At 62.6% G+C, this 17,863-nt stretch carries 14 protein-coding genes; 9 read left to right on the top strand and 5 right to left on the bottom strand.

The features are described from left to right. The first annotated feature begins 196 nt into the window (after positions 1-196). Positions 197-601, top strand: a complete 405-nt coding sequence (locus tag BB029_RS01100) for an acyl-CoA thioesterase (protein WP_003176975.1) — start codon at positions 197-199, stop codon at positions 599-601. 57 nt (positions 602-658) lie between these two features. Further along, entirely contained in the window at positions 659-1,558 is a 900-nt protein-coding gene (locus BB029_RS01095) for a D-hexose-6-phosphate mutarotase (protein WP_065937957.1), read from the top strand. Positions 1,559-1,571: 13 nt separating this feature from the next. Here the strand turns inward: BB029_RS01095 and BB029_RS01090 are convergent, their stop codons facing one another. The 5 genes from BB029_RS01090 to BB029_RS01070 form a co-directional block, all read right to left on the bottom strand. After that, entirely contained in the window at positions 1,572-2,108 is a 537-nt protein-coding gene (locus BB029_RS01090; protein WP_065937956.1) for a DUF3299 domain-containing protein, read from the bottom strand. A gap of 77 nt (positions 2,109-2,185) precedes the next feature. Beyond that, positions 2,186-2,431, bottom strand: a complete 246-nt coding sequence (locus BB029_RS01085; protein ID WP_005792540.1) for a GlsB/YeaQ/YmgE family stress response membrane protein — start codon at positions 2,429-2,431, stop codon at positions 2,186-2,188. 105 nt (positions 2,432-2,536) lie between these two features. Beyond that, the gene (locus BB029_RS01080) at positions 2,537-3,622 is read right to left on the bottom strand and encodes a 5-(carboxyamino)imidazole ribonucleotide synthase (protein ID WP_027608240.1); all 1,086 of its coding nucleotides are present in this window, start codon (positions 3,620-3,622) and stop codon (positions 2,537-2,539) included. Positions 3,623-3,633: 11 nt separating this feature from the next. After that, a complete protein-coding gene (purE, locus tag BB029_RS01075) occupies positions 3,634-4,125 on the bottom strand; it encodes a 5-(carboxyamino)imidazole ribonucleotide mutase (protein WP_003176980.1) in 492 nt (163 codons plus the stop codon). Positions 4,126-4,433: 308 nt separating this feature from the next. Beyond that, complete coding sequence (locus BB029_RS01070) at positions 4,434-5,342, bottom strand: LysR substrate-binding domain-containing protein (protein WP_053127569.1); 909 nt, start codon at positions 5,340-5,342, stop codon at positions 4,434-4,436. A 182-nt stretch (positions 5,343-5,524) separates the two neighbouring features. Here BB029_RS01070 and aspA point away from each other — a divergent pair, with 182 nt between their 5' ends. The 7 genes from aspA to BB029_RS01035 all read left to right on the top strand — a co-directional run bounded on the left by aspA (position 5,525) and on the right by BB029_RS01035 (position 17,820). Continuing rightward, entirely contained in the window at positions 5,525-6,949 is a 1,425-nt protein-coding gene (aspA, locus tag BB029_RS01065; protein ID WP_025854459.1) for an aspartate ammonia-lyase, read from the top strand. A gap of 391 nt (positions 6,950-7,340) precedes the next feature. Continuing rightward, complete coding sequence (locus tag BB029_RS01060) at positions 7,341-8,786, top strand: sodium:alanine symporter family protein (RefSeq protein WP_065937955.1); 1,446 nt, start codon at positions 7,341-7,343, stop codon at positions 8,784-8,786. A 77-nt stretch (positions 8,787-8,863) separates the two neighbouring features. Then, entirely contained in the window at positions 8,864-9,841 is a 978-nt protein-coding gene (locus tag BB029_RS01055) for an asparaginase (protein ID WP_065937954.1), read from the top strand. Between the two features lie 116 nt (positions 9,842-9,957). Then, positions 9,958-14,514, top strand: a complete 4,557-nt coding sequence (locus tag BB029_RS01050) for a hypothetical protein (RefSeq protein WP_065937953.1) — start codon at positions 9,958-9,960, stop codon at positions 14,512-14,514. A 48-nt stretch (positions 14,515-14,562) separates the two neighbouring features. Continuing rightward, a complete protein-coding gene (locus BB029_RS01045; RefSeq protein WP_065937952.1) occupies positions 14,563-15,555 on the top strand; it encodes an AraC family transcriptional regulator in 993 nt (330 codons plus the stop codon). A gap of 142 nt (positions 15,556-15,697) precedes the next feature. Beyond that, the gene (locus BB029_RS01040) at positions 15,698-16,732 is read left to right on the top strand and encodes a histone deacetylase family protein (RefSeq protein ID WP_065937951.1); all 1,035 of its coding nucleotides are present in this window, start codon (positions 15,698-15,700) and stop codon (positions 16,730-16,732) included. Next, on the top strand, positions 16,729-17,820 hold the full coding sequence (locus BB029_RS01035) for a polyamine ABC transporter substrate-binding protein (RefSeq protein WP_065937950.1): 1,092 nt from the start codon (positions 16,729-16,731) through the stop codon (positions 17,818-17,820). The genes BB029_RS01040 and BB029_RS01035 overlap by 4 nt, the downstream gene beginning before the upstream one ends. The last annotated feature ends 43 nt before the right edge of the window (positions 17,821-17,863 follow it).

Raw genomic sequence — 17,863 nt, 5'->3', positions numbered from 1 at the left:
AAGAACCCCAGGCTTGAGGGGCTGCTGCGCCAAAACGTAGTTGGGTGCCATCCAGCCGATTTGGCAGAGTTTCCCTTTAGTACGCCTTACGAGAAACGTATCGAACGGAGTATGTTTGTGCTGAAACGTTTTTCTAACAGTCGGCTATCCACCTTGCTCCACCTATAAAAGCGTCACGGGTCAGAGGCCCCCCGGCATGATCGAACTCGAACAAGAAGATCCTATCCCGCAAGGCGATCTCGCCCTGCAAATCACCGCGCTCCCGCGTGAAACCAACGGTTTTGGCGATATTTTCGGCGGCTGGCTGGTCGCGCAGATGGACCTCGCCGGTACCGCCATGGCCAGCAAGGTCGCAGGCGGGCGTGTGGCCACCGTGGCCATTGACCGCATGGCGTTCCTGGTGCCGGTGGCCGTGGGCGCGCAACTGTCCTTCTATACCCAGGCCCTGGAAATCGGCCGCAGCTCGATCCAGATGATGGTCGAAGTGTGGAGCGACGACCCGCTGTCCAGCGAATGGCGCAAGGTCACCGAGGCGGTGTTTGTATTTGTCGCTATCGATGGCAGCGGCCGCACACGCTCGGTGCCATCGCGCGCGCGTTAAACCTCGCGGGGTTTTGACGGTCAATTGCCCCATTGCCTGCCATTGAGAGTGCCTGCTATGCCTACGCCCCACGTTGAGACCGTGAAAGTCGACGAACTGGACTGCTGGCGCATCCGCCATAACGGCGCCGAGCTGATGATTGCCCAGCAGGGCGCGCATATCTTCAGTTACGGGCGTGAAGGCGAGCAGCCGCTGATCTGGCCGAATCCTGAGGCGGTGTTCAAGAAGGGCAAGGGCATTCGTACCGGCGTACCGGTGTGCTGGCCCTGGTTTGGGGTGTTCGACCGCAACCCGTCCAGCGTAAAGGCGATGCGCCGAAGTGATCAGCCTGCGGGCGCTCACGGTTTCGTGCGTACCGCGACCTGGGCATTGGCCGGCGCCTCCCTTGAAGGTGAAACGCTACGGGTGGACCTGCAACTACCGGTTCCTGCAGGCGGCTTCCCCGGCTGGCCCCATCAGGTCGACCTGAGCCTGAGCCTGCTGCTGGACGATCAACTGCACATCCGCCTGACCAGCCACAACCGTGGCGACGGCACTGTCACGCTCAGCCAGGCGCTGCACACCTACTTCGCCGTGAGCGACGTACGCAACGTGCAGATCGAAGGCCTGGACGGCTCGGTATACATCGATACCGCCGATGGCTGGAGCGAGAAAACCCAGTCCGGCCTGCTGCACTTCACTGCCGAGACCGACCGCATCTACCTCGATACGCCCCCGTCGCTGAGCATCCTCGATCAGGACTGGCAGCGTCGCATCCAGCTCACCAGCCAAGGCTCGAAATCCACCGTGATCTGGAATCCCTGGACCGAACGCGCCAAGGCTTTCGACGACATGGCCGATGATGGCTGGCAGGGCATGCTGTGCATCGAGACGGCGAATGTGCTGGATGATGTGGTGACGCTGGCGCCGGGTGAAAGCCACACGCTGGGTGTGAGCATCACCGGCATCGCCTTGTAAACCCAGCGGAAGCTTATAGATCGGATTCCTTTACGACCCGCACCTTGCCCGCATCCAGCGCATAGGCGGCGTCGGCCAAATCGTTGTTCACCGTCTCCACCTTCAACGTGCCGGTCACCCACAGCGGCGTGTAGATATCATCCAGCTTCAAACCCTTGGGATAACGCACCAGCACCAACTGGTTAGGCGGCGGTGGCGGCACGTGGATGCAGGCGCCCGGGTATGGCACCAGGAAGAACAGCGTGCTGCGCCCCTTGGCGTCGGTTTCCAACGGCACCGGGTAGCCGCCGATCCGGATGTTCTTGCCGTTCATGGCGGCCACGGTCTTGGTCGAATACATCACCGCCGGCAAGCCTTTGCTCTGCTTCAGGCCACCTTTGTCGGTGAACGTGCCTTGGGCTTCGGGGGAGTTGTGATCGATCTCGGGCATGGCCTCGAGGGCCTTCTGGTCCGACAGCGGCATCAGGTCGAGCCAGTCGGTTTCCGGCAGTTCGCCGGCGTGGGCCAGGCCAGAGCCCAGCAGAAGGAGAGTCAACAGGAGACGGCGCATGGAGAGGCTCGGCAAGTACAAGTGGCGAGCATTCTAGCCCTCTGCGCCTGCGCAGCGCAGAGGACTTTGTCGGCTGATTACTTCTTTTTGATCAGGCCGTAGATCACCAGCAACACAATGGCGCCGACCAGTGCGCCGATAAAGCCTGCGCCTTGGCCCGCCTGGTAGATGCCCAGCGCCTGGCCACCGTAGGTCGCGGCCAGGGAGCCAGCGATACCCAGCAGGATGGTCATGATCCAGCCCATGCTGTCGTCGCCGGGCTTGAGGAAACGCGCCAGCAGGCCGACGATCAAGCCGATAAAGATGGTTCCGATGATACCCATGGCATTTCCCTCTGAATGAAGTGAGCTATGCCAAAGCCTAGACAGGCTTTGGCATCCTGCAATCAGAGGACGGCGATAACCGAATGGTTCCCGTCGATCCCCGGGTTATTGCTCGGCGATCAGCGCTTCGACCTTGAGGATCTGCGCTTGCAGCGTTGCGCGGTCCTTGCAGCGCAGGTTGGCGTGGCCGACCTTGCGCCCGGCCTTGAAGGCCTTGCCGTAGTGATGCAGATGGCAGTCTTCGATGGCGATCACACGCTCCACCGGCGGTACCACGCCGATAAAGTTGAGCATCGCGCTCTCACCGACCTTGGCCGTGGAGCCCAATGGCAAGCCCGCGACAGCGCGCAGGTGGTTTTCGAACTGGCTGCACTCGGCGCCTTCGGTGGTCCAGTGCCCGGAGTTATGCACACGCGGGGCGATTTCGTTGGCCTTGAGGCCGCCGTCGACTTCAAAGAACTCGAACGCCATCACACCGACGTAATCCAGCTGCTTGAGCACGCGGCTGGAATAGTCTTCGGCCAGGGCCTGCAACGGGTGATCGGTGCTGGCCACGGACAGCTTGAGGATGCCGCTGTCGTGGGTGTTGTGCACCAACGGGTAGAAGCGGGTCTCACCATCCCGGGCACGCACGGCGATCAACGAGACTTCGCCGGTGAACGGCACGAAGCCTTCCAGTAGGCAGGCCACGCTGCCCAGTTCGGCGAAGGTGCCGACCACATCGGCGGCGGTGCGCAGGACTTTCTGGCCCTTGCCGTCGTAACCCAGGGTGCGGGTTTTCAGCACGGCCGGCAGGCCGATGCTGGCGACGGCGGCGTCCAGGTCCGCCTGGGACTGGATATCGGCGAAGGCTGGGGTCGGAATGCCCAGGTCCTTGAACATGCTTTTCTCGAACCAGCGGTCACGAGCAATGCGCAAGGCTTCGGCGCTCGGGTACACCGGTACGAACTGCGACAGGAAGGCCACGGTTTCGGCCGGTACGCTTTCAAACTCGAACGTCACCAAATCGACTTCGTCGGCCAGTTGGCGCAGGTGGTCCGGGTCGCTGTAGTCAGCGCGCAGGTGTTCACCCAAGGCTGCCGCACAGGCGTCCGGCGCCGGGTCCAGGAAAGCGAAGTTCATCCCCAGCGGGGTACCCGCCAAGGCCAGCATACGGCCCAGTTGGCCGCCACCGATTACACCGATTTTCATCGTCAACACCCTCAGGCGATACGTGGGTCTGGATTGTCCAGCACGCTGTCTGTCTGCTCGGCACGGAATTTCTTCAGCACCGCGTGGAACTGCGGGTGCTTGGCGCCCAGGATACTGGCGGACAGCAGGGCGGCGTTGATCGCACCGGCCTTGCCGATCGCCAGGGTGGCCACCGGGATACCGGCCGGCATCTGCACGATGGACAACAGCGAATCCACGCCCGAGAGCATTGCCGACTGCACCGGTACGCCAAGCACCGGCAGGTGGGTCTTGGCCGCACACATGCCCGGCAGGTGTGCGGCACCGCCGGCACCGGCGATGATCACCTCGATGCCACGGGATTCTGCTTCATCGGCATACTGGAACAGCAAATCCGGGGTGCGGTGGGCAGAGACCACTTTCACTTCATACGGAATGCCGAGTTTTTCCAGCATATCGGCGGTGTGGCTAAGGGTGGACCAATCGGACTTGGAGCCCATGATCACGCCAACCAATGCACTCATCGTCGTGCCTCTTCTCTCTGGGCGCCCGCAGGCGCGTCAAAAAACAACAAGCCACGCGGGAAATCCGGCGTGGCTTGTTGTACGAAATGTGGCCGGTTGGACCGGCCGAAGGCCGCGCAGTATACCGTAATAATCCAGATAAACAGCCCCTGGGATGACCATCTGTCTAGCGGGGCAAAGTGGCGGTTTTATTGACCCTGTAGGAGCGAGCTTGCTCGCGAAGATCGCCAACGATGACGCGGGCGTTCTGAATGGATACGGCGCTCTCAGGTTTTTCGCGAGCAAGCTCACTCCTACAGGGATCGCATTCAGGTACTTTGCGCCGCGCCACCTTCCAACTTGCGCCACAACAACCGCACATTCGCCTTGCGCACCAGCGCGCAGCGATACAGACGAATTTCCAGCGGCACATGCCATTGCGGCCCGCCGCAGACCACCAATTCACCGCGGGCCAGTTCGGCACGCACGCTCAGTTGCGGCACCCAGGCGATGCCCAGGCCTTCCAGGGCCATGCTTTTGAGGCTATCGGCCATGGCGGTTTCGTACACCGTGGTAAAGCGCAGTGCGCGCTGGCGCAGCAACAGGTGCACCGAACGGCCGAGGAACGCGCCGGCGCTGTATGCCAGCAACGGCACGCTGCCCTCGCCTTCGAGGTCGAACAGCGGTTTGCCGTCGGCGTCGGCCGCGCATACCGGGAGCATTTCGGTGTTGCCCAGGTGCAGTGAGGGGAAGATTTCGGCGTCCATTTGCATCGCCGCATCGGGGTCGTAGAACGCCAGCATCAGGTCGCAGCCGCCTTCACGCAGGGCATGCACCGCATCGCCGACGTTGGTGGCCACCAGCCGCGTGGCGATGTTCAAGCCTTCGTTGCGCAGTTGCGCGATCCAGCGCGGAAAGAAACCCAACGCCAGGGAGTGGGCAGCGGCCACTTGCATGACTTCGCCCTGCCCGCCTTCCAGGTGATGCAAATGGCGCAGCACTTCACCGAGCTGCTCGACCACGGTACGTGCGGTGACCAGGAACAACTGCCCCGCCGCCGTCAGCTCAACCGGCGTGCGCGAGCGGTTGACCAGGGTCAGGCCCAATGCGGCCTCAAGGCTGCGGATACGTCGGCTGAACGCCGGCTGGGTGACAAAGCGCCGCTCCGCCGCCTGGGAAAAGCTGCGAGTCGCCGCCAGGGCGCTGAAGTCTTCCAGCCATTTGCTCTCAAGGTTCATCACTGCCTCCCACGGGTACGCACCATTTTGGCACACACGCCCGCCATGATAGCCGGGTCACACTCACATTATGCCGTTTATGCATAGGCCAGTGTTTAACAGCATTGGCCCAAAATTTCCTACAGGCCTAGCATTCGCAGCGTTCCGGCCTGTTCCGGGTCCATATCGAGATGATTTCCGTCATGTCCTCCGCTGCATCATTCCGCACAGAAAAAGACCTGCTTGGCGTACTCGAAGTACCTGCCCAAGCGTATTACGGCATCCAGACCCTGCGAGCGGTGAATAACTTCCGCCTCTCGGGCGTTCCGATTTCGCATTACCCGAAATTGGTGGTCGGCCTGGCAATGGTCAAGCAAGCAGCGGCTGACGCCAACCGCGAGTTGGGCCAGCTCAGCGAAGCCAAGCACGCGGCCATCAGCGAAGCCTGTGCCCGCCTGATTCGCGGCGATTTCCACGAAGAGTTCGTGGTGGACATGATTCAAGGCGGCGCCGGCACTTCAACCAACATGAATGCCAACGAAGTCATCGCCAACATCGCGTTGGAGGCCATGGGCCACAACAAGGGCGAATACCAGTACCTGCACCCCAACAACGACGTGAACATGGCGCAGTCGACCAACGACGCCTACCCGACCGCGATCCGCCTGGGCCTGCTGTTGGGCCACGACGCGCTGCTGGCCAGTCTCGACAGCCTGATCCAGGCATTCGCCGCCAAGGGCGTCGAATTCAGCCACGTGCTGAAAATGGGCCGCACCCAATTGCAGGACGCCGTGCCGATGACCCTCGGCCAGGAATTCCGCGCCTTCGCCACCACCCTGGGTGAAGACCTGGCCCGCCTGAAAACCCTGGCGCCAGAGCTGCTGACCGAAGTGAACCTGGGCGGCACCGCCATCGGTACCGGCATCAACGCCGACCCACGCTACCAGGCCCTGGCCGTACAACGCCTGGCCGTTATCAGCGGCCAGCCAGTGGTCCCGGCTGCCGACCTGATCGAAGCCACCTCCGACATGGGCGCCTTCGTACTGTTCTCCGGCATGCTCAAGCGTACCGCGGTGAAGCTGTCGAAGATCTGCAACGACCTGCGCCTGCTGTCCAGCGGCCCACGTACCGGCATCAACGAGATCAACCTGCCGGCGCGCCAGCCAGGCAGCTCGATCATGCCCGGCAAGGTCAACCCGGTGATCCCGGAAGCGGTCAACCAAGTCGCGTTTCAAGTCATCGGCAACGACCTGGCCCTGACCATGGCGGCCGAAGGCGGCCAGCTGCAACTGAACGTGATGGAGCCGCTGATCGCCTTCAAGATCTTCGACTCGATCCGCCTGCTGCAACGCGCCATGGACATGCTGCGCGAGCACTGCATCGTCGGCATCACCGCCAACGAAGCCCGCTGCCGCGAACTGGTGGAACACTCCATCGGCCTGGTCACCGCGCTGAACCCGTACATCGGCTATGAAAACGCCACCCGCATTGCGCGTATCGCCCTCGAAAGCGGCCGCGGCGTGCTGGAACTGGTGCGCGAAGAAGGCTTGCTCGACGACGCCATGCTCGACGACATCCTGCGCCCCGAAAACATGATTGCCCCACGCCTGGTCCCGTTGAAGGCCTAAGCGTTTGTTGCACCGCTCACCAGGTTGAGGGACTAGACACCTCTCACCTTTTGAGGGCCTGAAGGCTCGTTCTTCAGGCCCTTTTTTTTGCCTCAAGGTTGTGAAATGACGCCCATAAAAAATCCAATATCGCCCTGCAAACCCTCCTTGCCTGTAACAGCTTGGCTGAAACCTTTAATCAGCCCGAGCAGACGGATCACGTTCGCCTAGGTATAGTGCCGCCCCTCTTCGCGTCTGCGGCCGTCGGTAACGAGCCCGGATACACGCGATAGCGCATGAATAACAACACCCGCAAAAGGATTGGGATCGAACCGTCGCGCACTGCCTGGTGCTATGCGAGGGGTAGGACCGTCCTGCGTTTGCCATTAGAAAAATCAGCGAGGAACACTCCATGCTCGAAGTCATCAACGACTTCCTCTCAGGGAAAGTACTGATCGTGCTCATTGTCGGGCTCGGCGGTTATTTCACGATCCGCTCGCGTTTCGTTCAATTGCGTCACTTTTTCCACATGTTTTCGGTGTTTCGCGACAGCCTGAAAAACAGCTCCGACCAACTCAGCTCGTTCCAGGCGCTGATGCTCAGCCTGGCCGGGCGTGTCGGTGCCGGTAACATCGCGGGTGTCGGCATTGCCGTGACCCTGGGCGGCCCGGGTGCCGTGTTCTGGATGTGGGTTACCGCGCTGGTGGGCATGTCTTCGAGCTTTATCGAGTGCTCCCTCGGCCAGTTGTACAAGCGCACTGACGCGGAAGGCACCTACCGTGGCGGCCCGGCCTATTACATCCAGCACGGCCTGCACAAGCGCTGGCTGGGGATGGTCATGGCGTTCCTGCTGCTGGTGACCTTCGGCTTTGCCTTCAACGGCCTGCAAGCCCACGCCGTGACCCACTCGCTGAACAACGCGTTTGGCCTGGACACCACCTACACCGGCCTGGCCCTGGCGGTATTGCTGGGCCTGGTGTTCATCGGCGGGATCAAGCGCATCGCCTCGATCGCCGACCTGCTGGTACCGGTCAAGACCCTGGTCTACATCGCCGTGACCCTGTACGTGATCGTGCTGCAATTCGACCACGTACCGGCCATGCTCGCGACCATCGTCAAAAGCGCCTTCGGCCTCGACCAAGCCTTTGGCGGCCTGGTGGGCAGTGCAATCATCATGGGTGTGAAACGCGGCGTGTTCGCCAACGAAGCCGGCTTGGGCAGTGCGCCTAACGTGGCCGCAGTCGCTTCGGTAGAACACCCGATCGCCCAGGGCGTGGTCCAGGCATTCAGCGTGTTCCTCGACACCTTCGTGATCTGCACCTGCACCGCGTTGCTGATCCTGCTCTCCGGTTTCTACACCCCGGGCTTCGAAGGCGACGGCATTGCCCTGACCCAGAACTCCCTGGCCGCTGTAGTGGGTGACTGGGGCCGCATGTTTATCTCGGTGGCCCTGGCGTTGTTCGTGTTTACCTCGATCATGTACAACTACTACCTGGGCGAGAGCAACCTGCGCTTCCTGGTGGGCAACAACCGCAAGGTGCTGATGGGGTATCGCGCGCTGGTGCTGGTGCTGATTTTCTGGGGTTCGATCGAGAACCTGAGCACCGTGTTCGCCTTCGCCGACATCACCATGACCATGCTGGCCTTCGTCAACCTGTTCGCCCTGGCGTTCCTGTTCAAGATCGCCATGCGCATCCTGAACGACTACGACAACCAGCGCGCGGCAGGCATCAAGACCCCGGTGTTCGACTCCAGCCAGTTCCCTGACCTGGACCTGGACCGCAAGGCCTGGCCGGCCAACCCGGCAAAACCGGACGTTGCCGCATCGGCAGAACTGAACGCTCAAGTGCAACGCTGAGCGTAGACAGATGACACGCCGCCCGGCCTTGGGCATGCTCGGGGCCCGGCGGCGTTTTTCGTTCAGGAGAATCTTCGATGTCCCCAGCCAATAACCTCATGGTGCTCTACACCGGTGGCACCATCGGCATGCAGGCCAGCGCCTATGGCCTGGCGCCCACATCCGGTTTTGAAGCGCGCATGCGCGAACAGCTCGCCAACGTGTCAGTACCCGCCTGGCGCTTCCGGGAAATGTCCCCGCTGATCGACAGCGCCAACATGAGCCCCGCCTACTGGCAGCGCCTGCGCACCGCCGTGGTCGAGGCCGTGGATGACGGTTGCGATGCCGTGCTGATCCTGCACGGTACCGACACCCTGGCCTACAGCGCGGCGGCGATGAGCTTCCAGCTGTTGGGCTTGCCGGCGCCGGTGGTGTTCACCGGCTCGATGTTGCCTGCCGGCGCACCCGACAGCGATGCCTGGGAAAACGTCAGCGGAGCCCTGCTGGCGTTGGGCGAGGGCCTGGCACCCGGCGTGCACCTGTACTTCCACGGCGCGCTGATGGCCCCGACCCGCTGCGCGAAGATCCGCAGCTTTGGTCGCCATCCGTTCGCCGCGCTGCAGCGCAACGGCGGTGTGGCCCAGGCCGAAGCGCTGCCCGCCGCGCTGGATTACCGCCAACCGAAGGCCCTGGCCAATGTCGGTGTATTGCCGTTGGTACCGGGCATCGCCGCAGCACCATTGGACGCATTGCTCGGCAGCGGCATCCAGGCACTGGTGCTGGAATGCTTCGGCAGCGGCACCGGGCCCAGCGACAACCCTGAGTTTCTTGCCAGCCTCCAGCGCGCCGAAGAAAACGGCATCGTGGTCGTGGCAATCACCCAATGCCATGAAGGCGGCGTGGAACTGGATGTGTACGAAGCCGGCAGCCGGTTGCGTAGCGTGGGCGTGTTGTCAGGTGGCGGCATGACCCGTGAAGCGGTATTCGGCAAGCTCAACGCGTTGCTCGGGGCCGGGCTGTCCATCGCCGAAGTCCGGCGACTGGTAGAGCTGGACCTGTGCGGCGAACTGAGCTGACCCCACCGCCGCACTGTAGATAGTCACCCCCTTCCCTGGCTGGCCGGCCCCTAGGATGGAACACCCGAGCGAACACCTCGGGCCGTTCCCATCAACCGGCAAGACAGGGATGCCCCATGACCACGCCCATCTCAATCGCTTCACAACAGCCACTGGAATTGCTCACCCAACTGTTAACAGGCCCGTCGTTCAGGGAAGTGGCGGCGGTGTTGTTGCGCCAGGCGCTGCAGGCCCGCTACCCCACACTGGCAATCGACCCCGATATCTGCCTGATCGGCACCCCCGGCTGGGAGATCATCGACGAGCAGGCCCGCGCCACTACCACCGCCTACCGCACACTGAGCGACAGCCTGACCGATCAGGCCGTGCTCGGCGAACCGACCCTGTACATCGAAGGCGAACACTTCCTGACCCAACAACCGCTCACCGAGCCGCCAACCCATTTGCCGGTGCGCATCGGTGACATCGCCCATCTGCTCAATACCCTGGCCCCCGTCATGCTGGCGGCCTGGCAGGAGCAACAACTGGCGTTCTGGAACAAAAGCAACGGCAGCGGCCCCCATTGGCATCAGCTGTCCAACTCATTGCGCGCGGTGTGGAATGTCCGGCAGGCACCGGGCTGGAACGAAAGCGACTGCGCCATGGCGCGCCAGTTGTTTCACGCGCCCACCTACGATGTGCGACGGCTCGACGACCCTTACGCCAGCCACGCCTACCTGCTCGACATCGATCAGGTCGACGGCGCGCAGGTGACCCACCTCAACCGGCTCGCGCTGTCGGTCCTGATCGGCAAGCAGGCCGGGCGAGACGTTATCCTCACCCACTCGCTGCTCAAGGGCTATGAGAAGTTCGCGTCCCTGGCACAGCTGGGCCAGAGCCTGCCCGCCCGCCTGGACACCTCGGCGCCCCGCACACAGTTGCAATGGCGCCTGTTCGAACCTGACGGCAATTTTTTCGATCACCAGGCCTGCAGCCTGATTGCCTTGCAGGTCGAGGCCATCGGCAGCCTGGACCTCTCCGACCTGCGCCACCCGGACACGGCTCCACCACCCGGTGCCACCGAGCTGACCACCGGTCCCGGCCGCGAGTGGTACCAGCAGGCGCTGCCGGGCTGGCTGCAGGAGGCGTCGACGTCCGACCTGAACTTCTATGCACGGCATCTCAAGGACCTCGCGTCCCTGAACAGCAGCACCGGCGGCAAGTCGTATCAGGACGATATCCCGCCCATCGAGCAGTACGCGCTCAATCGCCTCAAGGCGGAAATCCTCAAGGACCACCCGCAAGCCGGTGCCCTGGCCTTGGATACGCTCACCCTGAAAGTCCAGCAGCCGGTGGTCTGGGGAACTTTCACGGTGCCCGGCATGACCGAGACCACCACCTTCAACCTCGCCGAACTGGCGCTGCACAACCTGATCGCCCTCCCGGTCGGCAACAAGACCTTGCAGCTGCATAACGGCCAGAATCTGCCGGACTGGCTGACCGTCGAGTACATCGAGAGCCTCGTTTCCCGGGTGGACATCGGCCGGAACTATCCGGCGCTGATCAAAAGCAAGCTGCTGGAAATCCCTCGCGAGGCCTCATCGCGAAAGAACCTCTACATCCAGCACCTACGCATCCAGCTGCCATTGCTGGCCCTGCAAGGCAAGATTCAGCAGCAGGGCGGCATCGATGACCGCGGCTATCGATACGTTGCCGCCCTGATGCAAGCCGAGGCCTCGGATCACACAGTCGACGGACAGACCATCGTCATGCGGCCTCTGGCGTTCATCCCGCAACGTCGGGACGACGCCACTGCCGATGAGGTCGAAAACATGTACGTCATCGGCCCGCAAGATCCCGCTGCCGGCCCCTGCCTGCTCTATCGACCGCTGTTCACGCCGGCCCTGGTGCAATATCCGTCCCCGACCAACCTGATGTACGCCATTGCACAGTCCCCCGACCTGCGCCGTTCGGTGCTGGCTTGGTTGCCGGACAGCGCGCGCGATGCTTACGCCAACTATGTGTTCCCGGGAGAATTGCCTTCCCCCTGGGCCGTCGCCGATTTTCTGGTGGACGCCTCGACACTGGAAACCATGAGCGGCCCCATCGGCCTGGGCAAAGACCCACTCAAGGGTGACCTGCTCGCCGGCCTGTTTGAAGCCAACGCCCAGGCCCTGGTCAAGCTGGCCGACCGCCAGTCGACCTCCAATACCGAAAACCGCTGGGCGACCCTCAAGCAGACAGGCTGGACGCTCCTCAATGCCGCGCTGCCCTTTACCAGCCCCAGCGTAGCGACAGGCCTGTGGATCTGGCAGGTCGTCGATCAGTTGCAACAGTTTGTCGGGGCCACGGAGCAGGACGACACCGCCGTCCAATGGACCGCCTTCACCGACGTACTGCTGAACCTGTCGATGGCGATTACCCTGCATATCAGCACGCGCCTGCGTCCCCGCGGCGCTCGGCCCGAGCGGGAATCCAGGCCGACCGAGCCCTCGGCAGGGCAGCGGGTCGAGATCAAACAGCTGGGCGCCATCGCCGGCAATGAAAGCCCACCGGGTCACACTCCACTGCTGCATACCAGCGGCGCGCTCAATCGGTCGCCCGCCACCCTGGGGCGGGTGCTGGACCGTTTCAAAGTCAGCCAGCCTGGCGCAGCGAGCAGCGTCGACACCCGCCCGGGGCCCACCCGCCACCTTACCCGCGTCGCCGAGCGTCTCTACGCACAGGTCGGCGAGCGCTGGTTTGAAGTGAGCGCGGACGACGAGGGCAACGTGGTCATCATCGACCCTCGGCAGCCGGATCGAACCGGACCGCCGCTGATTCACAACGCCGCCGGCCAATGGTTCGTCGACACCCGCCTGCGCCTGCGCGGCGGCGGCCCCAAGCGCATGCTCAACAAAGCCGAAGCGGAAGCGACCCTCAAGGCCGCGGAAGTACGGGCCAAGCTCGAGGCCTTCGAAAACGCCAAGAAGACCGCACAAAGAGCACTGCAACAGGCCCGCCAGGCCATGACCGACGTCTCCGGTAACGCCGCCGAAGTCAAACGCCAGCACTACATGGACACCCTCGACCAGCAGAGCGCGGATTACGAAGCGGCGCTGCAACACCTCAAGACCCTGAGTGTGTTCACCCCGGTCCCCGACTATCAGCAAAAAGCCCTGGGTTATATAAGAGCGCAACTGGAGCTTACCGAAGCCGCGATCAGGGAGGCCCAGACCACCTTCACCCCCCAGCTCAGGGTCGTGCTTGACCAGCTCGAACACCCCGACACCCGGCACCCGGCGCGGTACGTCGAAGACGCGCGACAAATGACCGAGATGAGTGAAGACATGATCACGCGCCTGGACTACACCCATGCGCGCTTCACTCAACTCAAGGCCCTGGCCAAGGAGGGCGTGCAGTTGATCCAGAGCGCCAGGAAAAAACTGCCGGCCTACACCAGTATCGACCTCAAGGCCCTGCAGATAACCCTGGCGCGCAGGTTGTGCCTGCCGGAGGACAGCGCGACCCGTGCACCCCAGGCCTGGGCCAACCTCAATGAGATTGTCGACAACGCCGATCTGTCGGTCCAGGCCCTGCGCGACACCCTCAACGAACGCAGCGAGGCGCGGCTGGACGAACGCATTGAATCCCTGAGCAGCCTGATCGAACAATTCAAGGTCCTTGACGAGCGCCTGGAGGACTTCTCCCAGGAGTTTTCCACCCTGACCCACCTCTCCCCGCTGGAACGCCTGCGCAAACAGGTCAAGGATTTCTCCAGGCAGGCCTTGACCCATCTGTCCCAGCTGCACGCTGAGCGGGACATCCTGCGCAACCGGCCTACCCCTCCACCGACGCCCCCCAAGCCCTTGAAGAAATTCATCCATACCCGTTACAACGGCGTGATGATCGGCGAGCCACGCCTGACGGCGGTCGGCCTTGAAACCGACCTGGTGGATATCAAGTCACCGCTGACCCGGCAGGTCATTGCCACCTTCCATGAAAAAAGCCCCAACGTCTGGGTGCAACGGCTGAGCCCTGCACACACCGAGCAGGCGGTGCCCGAGCTTCAGTCCAGCCTCGGACAGGGCCGCACGCTGCTGGACGGTTTGCCCACGTTCAAGCAACGGGCCATCGAGCAAACCCGCCAAGCCGGGCGCACCGCCGTCGGCATCGAATACCTGTACCACCGTCACGCGTTGCTGCTGGAAGAGACCAGCCGGCACATCGAGCAGGCCCTGGCCGACAGCACCATCACAGCCGATCAAACCCAATCGGCAACCGCCCTTGGCAAGCAGCTCAACGACGCCGCGCAGGACCTGTACCTGCGCGCATCCGAAAGCATGACGCGCATGATCAAACAGCACCCCCCAACCACCAAAGGCGTCGAATGGCTGAGCGAGCGCGACGAGATCGTCATCAAGAAATCCGTGAGGCGTCGCCGGCTCAAAAGCAGCACACCGGACTACCTGGACGAATACATCATCACCGAGCGCGCGACCCATCAAGTGCTCTGGTACGCGCACTTTCATTATTCGACCGACTGGACGCCTGCCAAGGCCTACCTCAGCGCACGGTTGAAAACCACCCATGAATATCGCCAGGGCTCGGCGGCCGACTCGGTCAAAGGCCTGAACGAGCAGCAGCAAATCGACTATTACCGCAGCGAGATCAGCCTGGAGGCGGCCAAACGGCTATTTTTTGACCACAAGTAGACGGCACACTCCTTGCTGCCTCTGGGCAAACCCTGGCAGGACTCCCCCATGCTGCACTCGCACCTGACTACGCTCAACGCCGTCTCCCTGGTACTCGACACCTTCATGGCCGAGGGCGTGAGCCGCGACGTGCTGCTGGCCGGCAGCGGTATCTGCGGCGCCGACCTGAACCGCGCCGACACGCGCATCACCACCAACCAGGAGATGCGCGTGTGTGCCAATGCCGTGGCCCTGCGCCGCGATATCGGCCTGGAGTTGGGCCGGCGCATGCACGTGTCATCCTACGGCATGCTCGGCTACGCGCTGCTGACCAGTGCCACCTTCGGTGACGCTTTGCGCCTGGCCCTGCGCTATCCGGCGCTGTTGGGAACACTTTTCGAGCTGAGCCTGGAAGACGACGGCCAGCGCATCTGGTTCACCGCCGACGGGTATCGGGAAAACCCGGCGCTGGCCACCTTCAATGTCGAGTTCTGCCTGGTGTCGTTGAAGGTCATCTGTGACGATCTGCTGGGCCATGCCCTGCCGTTGCTCGGTGCGCGTTTCGAACACCGCGCCCCCGACTATCGCGCACGCTATGCCGAGCACTTCGATTGCCCTCTTGCCTTCGCTGCCAGCGCCAATGCCTTCGCTTTCGACCGGCGCTGGCTCGACCAGCCGTTGCCGCTGGCCGACCCCATCACCCACCGCGCCATGGCCGAGCGCTGCCGCAAACAGAACACTGAATTCACCGGGCGCCAGGCCTGGCTCGGCCGGGTACGCCAATTGCTGGCCGCCCAATTGAACGCCGCCCCCGGCATCGATGGCCTGGCCGGGCAGATGAACTGTTCACCGCGCACCTTGCGCCGGCATCTGCATGACCTGGGTTGCAGCTATCAGGAACTGCTGGACGAGTTACGCTTCGAGCGGGCCAAGCAGTTGCTGGGCGAGGACCAACTGCCGATCTATCGCATCGCCGAGCAGTTGGGCTTCAGTGAAACCGCAAGTTTCAGGCACGCCTTCGTACGCTGGAGCGGCGTGGCACCGAGTCAGTTCCGGGCTTGAGTCGCGCGCACCGACATGGGGCGAATAACGGACACAGGCTTTGGCCATATTTATCCCCTTTTGGCCGCTCCTGTCGTTCTCCAAACCTGCCCACGCCGCAACACTGCAAGGCATCCCAAGCAGCCTGCGGAGAACAAAAACAATGCTGACGATCTACTCGGACGATCATCATCTGCACCACGGCCGTTGTGAATTGATGGACGGGCAATTGATGCCCTGCTTCGAAATGCCCGCCCGCGCCGACCATGTGCTGCAGCGGGTCAAGGACCGCCAGCTCGGCCCGGTGCAAGCCCCGCAGGACTTTGGCCTGGCCCCCTTGCAACGCATCCACAGCCGCGAATACCTGGATTTTTTCAAAGGTGCCTGGGCCCGTTGGGTCGAGTTCGGCCAGGACGGCGACCTGCTGCCCTATACCTGGCCCGCCCGTACCTTGCGCGCCGTCATGCCCACCAGCCTCCACGGCCAGTTGGGTTACTACAGCTTCGACGGCGGCGCGCCGATTACCGCCGGCACCTGGCAGGCAGCCTACAGTGCGGCGCAGGTGGCGCTGACCGCGCAACGGGCGATCCAGCAAGGCGCCCACAGTGCCTTCGCGCTGTGCCGGCCACCGGGACACCACGCCGCCAGCGACTTGATGGGCGGTTACTGCTACCTCAATAACGCCGCCATCGCCGCCCAGGCATTTCTCGATCAGGGCCACAGGAAGGTTGCGATCCTCGATGTGGATTACCACCACGGTAACGGCACCCAATCGATTTTCTATGAGCGTAGCGATGTGCTGTTCACCTCGATCCACGGGCACCCGGAAGCCGAGTTTCCGTTTTTTCTCGGCTATGCCGATGAGCTCGGCGACGGGACAGGAGAGGGTTTCAACTTCAACTATCCGTTGCCGGCCGGTTCGGGCTGGAACACCTGGAGCGCCGCACTGGAACAGGCTTGCCAGGCGATTGAGGGCTACGGCGCCGACGTCATTGTGGTGTCCCTGGGCGTCGATACGTTCAAGGACGACCCCATCTCGCAGTTCAAGCTCGACAGCCCCGACTACCTGACCATGGGCAAGCGTATCGCCCGCCTGGGCAAGCCGACGCTGTTCGTGATGGAAGGCGGCTACGCGGTAGAAGAAATCGGCATCAATGCCGTCAACGTTCTCGAAGGTTTTGAAGGGGCAGTCGAATGAATATGCTCAAGTCGCTAGTGCTCTGCGCCGCCGTATTAAGCACCGCCGCGCACGCTGAAGAAAAAACCCTGCGGGTCTATAACTGGTTCGACTACATCACCCCCAAGGCCCTGGACGACTTCAAGGCTCAAAACCCGTCGATCAAGTTGGTCTACGACATCTTCGACACCAACGAAGCCCTGGAAGCCAAGCTGCTCACCGGCAATTCCGGCTATGACGTGGTGGTGCCGTCCAATGTGTTCCTGGCCAAGCAGATCGAGGCCGGAGTGTTCCAGGCCCTGGATCGCAGCCAGTTGCCGAACTGGAACCACCTCGATCCCAAGTTGATGAAGCTGATCGAGGCCAACGACCCGGGCAACAAATTCGCCGTGCCCTACATGTACGGCACCATCCTGATCGGCTTCAACCCCGACAAGGTCAAGGCCGCACTGGGCGCCAATGCACCGGTGGACAGCTGGGACCTGATCTTCAAGGAAGAAAACATCAGCAAGCTCAAGCAATGCGGCGTGGCACTGCTGGATTCACCCTCGGAGATCCTGCCCCTGGCCTTGCAGCACCTGGGCCTGGACCCCAACAGCAACAACCCCAAGGACTATGAAAAAGCCGAAGCCTTGCTGCTGAAGATCCGCCCGTACGTCACCTACTTCCACTCCTCCAAGTACATGGCCGATATCGCCAACGGCGACATCTGCGTCGCCGTCGGCTACTCCGGCAGCTTCTCCCAGGCCGCCAACCGCGCCAAGGACGCCAGGAACGGCGTGACCGTGGACATGCGCCTGCCCAAGGAAGGCGCGCCGATCTGGTTCGATATGCTCGCCATTCCCAAGGGCGCGAAGAACCCCCAGGACGCCTACACCTTCATCAACTACCTGCTGCAACCGCACGTTATTGCGCCGATCAGTGATTTTGTCGGCTACCCCAACCCGAACAAAGACGCTACCGGGCAGGTGGACCCGGCGATCCGCAACAACCCCAACCTGTACCCCACCGAAGCCGCGATGGCCACGCTCTATACCTTGAAACCCCTGGGACGCGACGCCGAACGCGCCAGGACCCGCGCCTGGTCCAAAATCAAGTCCGGGACCTGAGCAAATGTGGCCGGGAAGTGCGCTTCCCGGCCATGATGACTTA

It is taken from the genome of Pseudomonas sp. S3E12, assembly GCF_001702295.1.
In the GTDB taxonomy this organism is placed as follows: Bacteria; Pseudomonadota; Gammaproteobacteria; order Pseudomonadales; family Pseudomonadaceae; genus Aquipseudomonas; species Aquipseudomonas marginalis.
The sequence above is the reverse complement of the archived record's forward strand: the minus strand, read 5'-3'. Positions and strand labels throughout refer to the sequence as shown.